The 11282-nt window shown below is 50.1% G+C and carries 6 protein-coding genes; 1 reads left to right on the top strand and 5 read right to left on the bottom strand.

Annotated features, from left to right (window positions below):
* Positions 1-137 precede the first annotated feature (137 nt).
* Entirely contained in the window at positions 138-950 is an 813-nt protein-coding gene (locus COV52_10050; GenBank protein PIR10124.1) for a 3-deoxy-8-phosphooctulonate synthase, read from the bottom strand.
* A gap of 234 nt (positions 951-1184) precedes the next feature.
* Positions 1185-2801, bottom strand: a complete 1617-nt coding sequence (gene pyrG / locus COV52_10055) for a CTP synthetase (protein PIR10125.1) — start codon at positions 2799-2801, stop codon at positions 1185-1187.
* Between the two features lie 184 nt (positions 2802-2985).
* On the opposite strand from pyrG, the gene COV52_10060 reads away from it, so the two are divergent.
* Positions 2986-3183: a hypothetical protein gene (locus COV52_10060; protein PIR10126.1), complete on the top strand. Its 198-nt coding sequence runs from the start codon at positions 2986-2988 to the stop codon at positions 3181-3183.
* A 40-nt stretch (positions 3184-3223) separates the two neighbouring features.
* On the opposite strand, the gene tilS is transcribed toward COV52_10060, so the two are convergent.
* The 3 genes from tilS to COV52_10075 form a co-directional block, all read right to left on the bottom strand.
* The gene (tilS, locus tag COV52_10065; GenBank protein PIR10127.1) at positions 3224-4186 is read right to left on the bottom strand and encodes a tRNA lysidine(34) synthetase TilS; all 963 of its coding nucleotides are present in this window, start codon (positions 4184-4186) and stop codon (positions 3224-3226) included.
* Positions 4170-5126, bottom strand: a complete 957-nt coding sequence (locus tag COV52_10070; GenBank protein PIR10128.1) for an acetyl-CoA carboxylase carboxyl transferase subunit alpha — start codon at positions 5124-5126, stop codon at positions 4170-4172. The genes tilS and COV52_10070 overlap by 17 nt, the downstream gene beginning before the upstream one ends.
* Positions 5127-5199: 73 nt before the next feature.
* A complete protein-coding gene (locus tag COV52_10075) occupies positions 5200-11277 on the bottom strand; it encodes a hypothetical protein (protein ID PIR10129.1) in 6078 nt (2025 codons plus the stop codon).
* Between the last annotated feature and the right edge of the window lie 5 nt (positions 11278-11282).

Genomic DNA, 11282 nt, shown 5'->3' on the forward strand with positions numbered 1-11282 from the left:
CTCCTCGCGATGACAGAATCAGCAACTATGCAAAAAGCAGCGTCATTGCGAGCGAACGACAGTGAGCGCGGCAATCTCAAGCGCCAAAAAAAGATCGCCGCGTCGCTTCGCTCCTCGCGATGACGATAAGTAAAGAATCATAAGCCTTTAACCAAGCGGTCAATCGCTTGCAGTTCTTCAAGCAGCTCGCGCAGTTGATGCAAAGGCCAGGAGTTTGGCCCATCACTTAAGGCTTTTTCAGGGTCAGGATGCGTTTCCATAAACAAACCAGAAATACCCACGGCCACCGCCGCACGCGCCAAGGGCGCGATAAACTCGCGCTGACCACCCGAACTCGCACCTTGACCACCGGGCAGTTGCACCGAGTGTGTGGCATCATAGACCACAGGACACTCGCTCTCGCGCATCACCACCAGTGAGCGCATGTCCGACACTAAATTATTGTAGCCAAATGAAACACCGCGCTCACAGACCATGATATTATCATTGCCCGCGGCTTTCATTTTCGCCACCACGTGTTTCATATCCCACGGCGCTAAAAATTGGCCCTTTTTCACATTCACAGGTTTGCCGGTTTGCGCGACACGCTGCATAAAATTCGTTTGACGACACAAAAACGCTGGCGTTTGCAAGACATCGACCACGCTCGCCACTTCATCCAAGGGTGTGTCTTCATGCACATCGGTCACCACAGGCACACCGATGTGTTTTTTCACTTCGCTTAAAATGCGCAAACCTTCTTCAATACCCGGCCCACGAAAACTTTCATGCGAAGAACGATTGGCTTTATCAAAAGACGATTTATAAACAAAGGTGATACCCAAGGCATCTGTCATTTCTTTAAGTGCGCCGGCTGTATCCATCGCCAATTGTTCTGACTCGATGGCACAAGGACCCGCCAGCAAGAAGAAGGGTTGATCTAAACCGATAGTATGGCCGCAAAGTTTCATAATATATTACCTCTATTAAACCACCTCAAACCCGCAAGGCCGGACGATTTCAAACCTGTTATAAAAAACTTCCCCGGGTTATCCTCGCTATGCTCGTCAACCCAGACTACATTTTGTCGCTAATGTCATTGCGAGCGAACGACAGTGAGCGCGGCAATCTATTTCATCAACCTGGAGATTGCTTCGCCGCCCTGCTCCTCGCAAAGACGGTTGCCACTCAAAAAGGCTGGTATATTATTTATGTTTTATCCCTGCCGTCACAAACGCTTCAAACAAGGGATGCCCTCGCCGTGGCGTAGACGTAAACTCAGGATGAAACTGGCACGCATAAAACCAGGGGTGATCCTTAAGCTCAATCGCCTCAACCAAGTTACCATCTTCCGAGCGCGCGCCGACCACCAAGCCTTTGTCTTCCAGCTCGCTAATTAAATACACATTGACTTCATAACGGTGGCGATGGCGTTCTGTAGCCGTTTCGCCGTAAATTTTATGCATCAAGGTGCCTTTCACGCTGTGGCACACTTGCTCACCCAAACGCATGGTGCCGCCTAAATCCGACGTATAGCTGCGTTGCTCCACACGACCATCTGCGCGTATCCATTCTGTGATTAAGCCCACAACAGGGAAATCAGTTTTTGCATCAAATTCCGTGCTGTGCGCTTTTTTACGGCCGCACACATGGCGCGCAAATTCAATCACAGCGACTTGCATGCCTAGACAGATCCCTAAAAATGGCACCTTATGTTCACGCGCATATTGCACCGCCATGATCTTGCCTTCCACACCGCGCTCACCAAAACCGCCAGGAATCAAAATCGCATCATAGCCCGCTAATAGTTTAACACCCTGTTTCTCAACCTGCTCAGAATCGATACCCTCAACCATCACTTTTGTATGCGTGTGAATACCGGCGTGTTTTAAGGCTTCACTTAACGATTTATAGGCGTCTTGATGGTCCATGTATTTACCGACCATCGCGATTTTCACACTCGCCTTAGGATTGGCCTCAGCTTTCAACACTTTTTGCCAGGACGATAAATCGGGCTCAACGGTTTTAAAATGAAAGTGCCTGATGACCAAATCGTCCAAACCTTGCTGGTTCAGCGCGAGCGGCACTTGATACACGCTGGCCACATCTTCCACCGGTATCACCGCGGCTTTTTCAACGTTGGTGAACAAAGCGATTTTTTCACGGTCATGATCACTCAGATGACGATCGCAACGGCATAACAAAACATCCGGTTGAATACCGATAGATCGCAATTCTTTGACCGAGTGTTGCGTGGGTTTGGTTTTAATTTCGCCGGCTGACGGAATAAACGGCACCAAGGTTAAATGCATAAACATGGTGTGCTCGCGACCAAGCTGAATACGCATTTGACGAATCGCTTCCAAAAACGGCAAAGATTCGATATCACCGACGGTGCCGCCAATTTCGACCAACACCACATCCAAACCCGCACCCACCTCCTGGATACGGCGTTTAATTTCATCCGTAATATGGGGAATCACCTGCACCGTGACGCCGAGATAATCGCCACGACGCTCTTTTTGAATCACATCGGCATACACGCGACCACTCGTAAAATTATTACGCTTACTCATGTGCACATTGGTAAAGCGCTCATAATGACCCAAATCTAAATCTGTTTCGCCGCCATCATAAGTGACAAAGACTTCACCGTGCTGAAAAGGGCTCATGGTGCCTGGGTCAACATTAATATAAGGATCAAGCTTCATGATGGTGATTTTTAAACCACGCGCCTCTAATAAAGACGCCAGTGATGCTGCACTAATGCCTTTACCCAAGGATGAAACCACACCACCCGTGATAAAAATATAATGCGCCATGAGTCTTCCGCCTGAATTGAAACGCAGAGGATATCATTTTGCAGCAGAAGAAGGCAAGACACGCTAGCAGGCAAAGGGGCTTTAAAAAAACCTAAAAAAAGCCAAAAAAATCCGTTTGACATCGCTGAAAATACACCTTAAGGTTAGGTGTACATTCATTTATACCATTGATGGGGGAAACATAATGATTGGTAAACTTTGGTTCGTAGTTATTTCTATTTTCGCGTTGGTTATCGCTATTTTGGCGGTTACGTTGTCTCAAGCGTCTATGCGCCCGATCTTCATGATCACAACATTCTTCGACGTCATGATTCCTATCTTGGCTGTTGGCGCGCTAGTTAAGTACTTAGCTTGCTGCAAAAGCCACTGCCATAAAGACTAATCGTCTTTAATGCAGAAACCCCGCTTTAAGCGGGGTTTTTTTATGCGCGAGATTCTAAACGTAACACCCCGGCTTGTCGCGTAAGCTTCGCATTGGCCCACTCGACCACCGGTTTTGCACCGGGCTTAGCACCCAATACATCAGCCAAAATCCGCCGCATAATCGCTTGTGTAGGCATTGGCACCCTCGCACGCGACAACCAATAACGAATCACCAAGGCTTGCTGTTTATCACTTAAACGCTTTAAACGCTCAATATTTAAGCCTTGATCGCACGCTAAGGTTATCAACAAGCTTTCGGCATACTCATCCAGCAAAACTTTTGCCTCTTGAACATGAGACACTGCACGCGAAAGATTAACCAGCGCACCCGGCTGGATATCTGCCAAAGCAGGCATCACCCGGTGACGCAATGCATTACGACGAAAACGCTCGTCATCGTTGCTAGCATCATGACAATACGTCAAACCCTCATCTCGGGCGTAGCTGATGATCGCCTCTCGCGAAACCTGTAATAAAGGCCGAATCAACTCGCCTTGCGCAAAAATTTGCCGATTCGCCATGCTGGCCAAGCCGGCCAAACCTGCGCCGCGCAAAGCCTGAAGTAAGAAAGTCTCGACCTGATCATTTTGATGGTGCGCCAAACATAGAATCTGATCTTTTTTTAGGCAGCGCTCAAAGACCTGATAGCGCGCCTTACGCGCGCAAGCCTCCAAGCTTTCTCCGCCGGCTCGTGTAATCTCAACTCGCTCAGCATACAAACTCACCTTTAGTGTTTTGCAAAGCGCCTCACAAAAAGATTGCCAATCGTCGGCGTCAGCTTGCAAGCCGTGGTGCACATGCACAGCGGAAAGAGAGAGTTGAGGAAAACGTGATCGCAAAGCAGACAAAGCGGACAGCAAAACCACAGAGTCCACGCCACCACTTAAAGCGACAAGCAAAGATGCGCGCGTTAAAGATTGATCTTCAATAAAGCTTGCCAGCGTGTCAGTGATTAACGCCATACGCCATCAATCGTTTATAGCGTTGATCCAATAAATCTGTCGTGGACATTTCCCTGAGTTTTTCAAGCTCCACTTTAAGCAATGAGCAAATCCGTTCGGCCATTTCTTTCGGGTGACGATGCGCCCCTCCCAGCGGCTCTTCGATAATTCCATCGATTAAGCCACCCATTTTGTCCAGCTTGTCTGCTGTCATGCCTAAAGCTTTTGCCGCATCAGCGGAACGCTCCGCACTTTTCCACAAGATCGACGCACAACCTTCGGGTGTGATCACAGAATACGTGCTGTATTGCAGCATAAACAAACGATCTGACACACTCAATGCCAGTGCGCCGCCAGAGCCGCCCTCACCGGTCACGATCGTTAAAATCGGTGTTTTCAGATCCGTCATTTCAAATAGGTTTCTGGCGATGGCTTCACTTTGGTTACGTTCTTCTGCCCCTATTCCAGGATACGCACCAGCGGTATCAACAAACGTAATGATCGGCATAGAAAACTTTTCCGCAAGCTTCATGATACGTAAGGCCTTGCGATAATCTTCAGGTCGCGGCATACCAAAATTACGCCTGAGCTTTTCTTCGGTACGTCGGCCTTTTTGGTGACCCAACACGGCCACGGGCTGACCGTCGAAACGGGCCAAACCCGCCACGATTGAAGGGCCTGCTGAAATGGCACGATCGCCATGCAACTCTTGAAAATCGGTGAACAACATCGGGATATAATCCAATACATACGGGCGCAGAGGATGCCGTGAAAGCTGCACTTTTTGCATGGTGTTAAGATCAGCGAAGATCGACTCGGTCAGCTTGGCCATTTTAGACTCGAGCGCTGCGATTTCTTCTTGGGTCTCACTACGTTGCGTTAAACCGACTTGCTTGAGCTCATCGATTTTCGCCATGAGATCAGCAATCGGTTGTTCAAAATCCAGAAAATTTAAGTGCATAAGTGATCATCCAGCGGTGTAGTGCGAGGGATTGATTATAACGAGAGGCTGGATTAAGAATCAAGCATCGACATTAATGTGTTTTAATGCCCATTTTCTTTAACCAACTCGAAGGCAGATTAAGAGGACATGAGCCGCCAGTATTGTAATAACACGAGTATGTACCGCCTGGGAAACGAGCGCTGTCAGGAATTGTATACGGCGTTGTCATGAAGTAACCCGAAGGTAACCATGTCCCGCTGTTATTTTTCACATAGTACTCACACACCACTTTATGAGTCAGCGGATTAATGGTAGCGAGCCCTCGACCAACGATCGTATTTGCATTGGTTAAATCACTGTACTGTGTCGATTGGTTCAAGTGCGCAGGAAACGTGAACAAACTTGCATCCATCGCAGCTTGAACCGTGAAAGTTTGACTTCCTGACGCCGGCGGCGTGATCGTGATGCCCGACTGACCCTGGCCATTAAAAGCATTATCCACCACAGGGCAAGGGTCAAAACTATCAGTATAAGCAACGACATTAAGTCTAATTGTGACAAAGCCCTGCTGGGCACCCGACGTATTATACTTTGATTCACCCGTTTCTTGACCATAAGCATACGCTTTAATCACATACGTGCCATCAGCCAGATTAGATGGAATAGTTCCTGTAATCTGCCCCGCTGACGTGACCACCAAACCCGTGTCACTACTTCCCGTGTACAAAGGAGAGTTCTGAAAATCTTGTCCATTCACGGTAATTTGTGTCGGATGGGTACTCGTATCAAACACCAAAGGATTTTGATTGTTATTACTGTCGTTATTAAAGTACTGCGTCAAATCAATGGCAGAGCTTAAGGGGTTACCCGTGCCGTGAACTGTAACATTCGCTCCAGGCGTGGTATTTCTGACCGGCAGCCCAATGATTTTAAAGGTGTAGTGCAAAGGTTCACCCAAAGGTCCCTGTGAGACAGCCCTGGGCGTGACCGTCATCGTAAACTGTTGACTCGCTTTGGACTGATAGGCTTTTGGATATAGCAGTTCAGACGATTGAATATTGGGCGAGTCCTGCCTTGCATCGTAGGTCAAGCCTAAACCCGCATTGTTTAATGTGGTCAAGCAAATACTGCTTGTGCCTGGACAAACTGCAATCGAGCTTGAGTCATTTGGGCTAAAATAAAGCTGGTTATTTGGCGTGAAGTATTTACTGAGCGTCAACGCCGTGCTGTCAGCCTCCGGCGTAAATGAGCCTCCCGCATAGAAAGTGTCATTCACAGGAAACTCATTGTTTCGCTTAGGTATCGATTCAACTGTCAAATCAAGCTCAATTCTATCCGAACTCGCCACTGTACCAACATCATTTTTCGGGCGGAAAAAGAGTTTATAGGTACCCGAGGCACTCGCAGGGATCGTACCTGACAACACCATGTTGTTTAACGTTAAGCCCTGACCATTATTGTACAAAGTGGAGCCTGCGCTATTAAACTGAATCAAGCTTGATGAGCCTGGTTGCTGAACCTGTGCATCTTGAGGGTCAATTCTCATTGCACCACTATCCACAGGGTTCACATAATAACCCAAAGGATTGTCGCCCGTGCTTGCGAAGTTCAAACTTAACGTACCGCCCACACTTTGAGAGACAGGGTTCACCGTGGTGCCCGTTCTGATTGGCGCACCCTGCACGCTTAAAGTCAACTGCGGCCCCGCCAGTTGCTGACCGCTTTGATTACCGGGGTTAATGAGCAAACGGTAGCGACCTGGCTGTGCTGCGCCCAAGGTACCACCCAATACCATATTTTGCCAACCGCCGCGGTCTGCGCCATTGCCTGTTAATGTTAAACCTGGCAATAAAGTCGCCATCGGTGTTGGGGCGCCCCAAACGTTACTAGACGGTGCCTCATATTCAACTCGCAATACATTATTGCCAGTACCGCCGGTGGCCAGACTCATTCGGTCATATCGACCGTCAGGGTTACCAAAGAGCGTGTGCAAATCAGTATCGGCCAAGGTATCACCCGCACGAATTGCGCTCAAGGTCGGCAGTTCAGCATTAGGGTCAACTTGCGGCACGCCATCGATATATAAAAGCGGGTCTGGGCCTGCTGTGGCTGCGCCTGTGTTGTTCGACGGTCGAACCGTCAAACGGTAAACACCTAACTGTGCACTCGCGCCAGGGGAGCCCGACAAAATCATATTGCTCCAGCCACCATGGTCATCACCCTCACCGCTTAGCACTAGCCCAGGCATTGCCGTTTCGATCGGCTGATGCGTCTCCCACACGTCAGTAAAAAGGTTTTGATGTTGCGCTATCAAGACATTATTACCGCTGCCCGAAGAAGCCAAAGACATTGTATGACTCGTACCATTGGGGTTACCAAAGGCTGTGTAAAAGTTTATCGCTGAGAGTTGGCCTGTTTGCGTGACATGCGCATCGGCAATGCTCGTGTGATTGTACAGCGGCACACCTTGAAGTGTTAAGATCGGATCAGGGCCTGTACTTGTCGCACCCGAGCTATTGGCTGGGCGGACGAGCAATTTATACTGACCAGACTGGACTGAAGAATCCAGCGCAATGCTACCGCTCAACTCCATATTACGCCAAGTCGTTGAATCATCGCCGCCAGTGAGCGTTAACCCAGGCAATGCTGTACCCAAGGGTGAAGCGTTACTCCACGCACCTGAACTCGGGTCTTGGTACTGCACCATAAGCACGCCATCACTGGCCGTACCTGAAGCGGCTAACCTCATGGGGTCACTTGTGCCATTAGGGTTAGTGAAGTTATTTTCAAACGACACCGTCGATAAGGTATCACCTTTATTGATTGGCGTGATGCTTGGCGTTTGGTTATTCCAAGTGGGCGTGCCCGTCACGATCAATTCAATTTGCGCACCCTCACTGATCGGCGAACTGGGTGTGGTGATGCCAAAGCTATTGGCCATGTGAACCGTGATGAGGTACGCGCCCATTGGCGCACTCGCAGGAATGCTGCCTGACAAGGCCGTGCCATCGACCGTTAAACCGCCCGCCAAGCCCGAATCGGCCAAGGCAGTCGGCGAGCCAAAACTCGACGCGCCCGGCGCTTTGTATTGCACCGCCATTGCATTCAAGCTGCTGGTTTGAAGCGCCATGCTGCCACCGTCGAGCGGGTTATTAAAGTTGGCCGCAAAATCTGCTTGTCCAGAATTGATCGCCGCGCCAGGACTCAAAAATTGATTCGCAGGATTCACACTGCCTGACTTGTACGTTGGCGGGCCTGTGACGACAATTTGTAAAGGCACAGAATCGCTCGCAACGCCTTGTGAATTCGCCACGTGCGTGGTGATATTATAAGTCCCTTCAATCGCTGCGCTATTATTCACACTACCGCTTAAGGCACCGTTACTCACCTGCAAGCTTGCAAGGTTTGATGCCGCCAAAGAACCCGGCAAAGGTGCCGCTTTTGACATTGTGTTCGGCGTATAGGCAACAGCCACCTGTGCGGGTGAGTCCGCATCCAAGCTCAAGTTGCCACTGTGTGGTGGGTTATTGTAATAGCTTGCAAAGTCGACATTACTCATCGCATTACCGATACCGACAATTTGTTTCGTCGGCAAAGCCGGTTTAGCCGTGCCTTGTTTAATTTCAGGTTTGCCACGCACGAATAAGGTCCAACTTGGGCCGGTACTCGCCACGCCCTTATCGTTTTGCGCTCTGGCCGTAATGGTGTAAGTACCTGCAGCGAGATTAGCAGGCAAAGTGCCACCTAGCGTCATATTCTCATAACCCGAACCCGGCGCACCGCCACTTAAGGTTAAGGCGTGTAGGTTTGAGCTCGCCAAATCGGTCGGTGTTGATGGGCTGGTTTGGCCAGGCGCCTGATACACAACATTGAGCACATTGGCGTCGTTATTGAGCAAACGCAAGTCGCCACTGTTCACCGCATTGGCAAAATAACTGCCATTGGCATAATCCGGCTCGTAGTCAACGTCTTGGATTGGCTGACCTGGATCAAGAATTTGTTCCGTTAACGGCAGTGGTTTGCCATCGTAGCCCGGCGCGCCCGGCACGTTACCTACCGTCAACACAAAACTCACCGCATCAGCCGACACACCACGACCATTATTAGCATGCACGTTGATGGTGTAGTCACCCGGTGTCACATCGCTTGGAATTTTACCGCTAATGACTGCCGTACCGCTTTGCACACTCAAGTAATTACCCGCCGTGTGATCTTTAGCCCCCAACGGCGAGTTATCTAAATCCGTGCAGTTGCTTTGGTAGCACACTTGCACTTGCGCAGCATCACTGCCGCTCAACGTTAAATTGCCACTACCCGGTGGATTCACATAGTTCGGCGCATAATCGAGTGACAATGTGTCACCACCATTGCGCGTGATAGCAGGCTTTGTTGGGTCTTGGTTATACACATACGGCTTACCTTCGACATTAATCGTGTACGTTGCCGCATTCGTTGAGCTACCGTAATTGTTTTTTGCGTGAACCGTAAAGCTGTATGTCGCCGCAGGCGCACTCGCAGGAATATTACCCGTTAATTGTGCTGTGTTGCCGGCATTGGCAGCAATCGATAAACCACCAGAGCCGCCCAACGGCGAGCTGGCCAACGCTGAAGCACTGGTACCTTGACAAGCTGTACCATGATTATTCGTGCAGGTCACAGACATATCAGCAGACTGTGTAGCGTCTAGCACAATGGGGCCGCTGTTGCTGGGATTATAAAACACGCTACCACTACCAAAATCCACATTCGCAATTTGCACTGACTGTGCTGGATTAATACTTTGTGAAGCGGGATCTGGATTTGCCAAAAACGTTGGCACACCCGTGGTGTTCGCCACATGAATCACCACACTCGCCGGTGTGTACGCGCGGCCATTGTTAATACCGCTCATGCCATTGTGTGGGTGCGCACTTAAAATATAGTAACCTACCGGTGTATTCGACGGCACGGTGCCACTTAATGTCGCGTTACTGAGAGAAAGCGCCTGTGCTTGACCACTGCCTGCAGCCCCCAAAGCTGAAGCATTTAAAGATTGACCCGATGAAGGATCGCAACTTGCGCCCGCACCTGGACTGGTCGCGCTGTAACACACGGCCATCTCTTGCGCATCTGTGCTGGAAATACCGAGCGTTCCGCTGTCCGGTGGGTTTGCATAAACCGAGCCAAAGTCCACAGACGAGAAAGCATCACCCGCACTGTAACTGGGCACGGTGGGCAGGCTATTGCCATTGGGCACCGGCACACCACGCACCTGCAAATCAAACGTTAGCGGGTTTGAAGCAGTGCCTTGATCGTTGCGCATATGCACGCTGAATCGATACGTCCCGCCCATCGGCACGGCGGAGCTCGACGCAGGAATACTGCCTGTCAACGCTGTAGGCGTTGTCGTGCTCACATGCACACCGCTGCCACCATTGTATAAGCGAGAAGCATTCAACGCTTGTGGCGCACCAAAGCTTGAGGCACCCGGCGCCTGATAAGCGACAGACACCACAGCCGCATCATTGTCAAGCATGCGCATTGCGCCACTATTGTCTGGGTTTTCAAAATAGGTATTTGCACCAAAACTCAACTGACTCGGCACATTCGCACCTGGATCTAGCGGCGTTAAACCGGAAACCGTGCCGCCTTTATACACCGGTGCCCCCGGTTTAGTTTGAACCGTGAACACGGCTTGCGGACCGGTGGTCGACGTGCCCTGATCATTTTTCACTTTAAAGGTAATCGTGTACGTCCCTGCGATCGCATCATTATCTGGAATGTCGCCTTGAAGTTTCATGCCGCTAATCGACAGCGTCTTACCGCTACTAGCAAACAAGGTAGAGTTTTGCAAAGAGGTTGTACCTGCCGGCGTGTTCGGATCTTTAGGCACAAAACTCACCGTCGCGACTGCAGCGCCATCGATACTGCGCGTGCCACTGTTGGGTGGATTGCTAAAGAACTGGTCAGGCGTTGCAGTGGGTGCCAAGTCAACGGTAGTGATAGGTTGACCTACAACGATCGTTTGTGTTTTTTGTGCATCGGGCAAAGCCGCGCCAGTATACGTTGGCAAGCCCGGCAATCCGCCCACCACCACAGTAAAGTTCGCCGCTTGCGCTGAGCTGCCTTCGGTGTTTTTCGCTTTCACGCTAAACACATACGTGCCCGCGGTGATGCCAGTACTCGGCACAGTAC

The organism is Gammaproteobacteria bacterium CG11_big_fil_rev_8_21_14_0_20_46_22, assembly GCA_002796245.1.
Classification (GTDB): domain Bacteria; phylum Pseudomonadota; class Gammaproteobacteria; order UBA12402; family UBA12402; genus 1-14-0-20-46-22.

Bases quoted from the DNA above. Each gene is read 5' to 3' on its own strand.
- COV52_10050 (PIR10124.1), bottom strand. From the start codon at position 950: ATGAAACTTTGCGGCCATACTATCGGTTTAGATCAACCCTTCTTCTTG.
- pyrG (PIR10125.1), bottom strand. From the start codon at position 2,801: ATGGCGCATTATATTTTTATCACGGGTGGTGTGGTTTCATCCTTGGGT.
- COV52_10060 (PIR10126.1), top strand. From the start codon at position 2,986: ATGATTGGTAAACTTTGGTTCGTAGTTATTTCTATTTTCGCGTTGGTT.
- tilS (PIR10127.1), bottom strand. From the start codon at position 4,186: ATGGCGTTAATCACTGACACGCTGGCAAGCTTTATTGAAGATCAATCT.
- COV52_10070 (PIR10128.1), bottom strand. From the start codon at position 5,126: ATGCACTTAAATTTTCTGGATTTTGAACAACCGATTGCTGATCTCATG.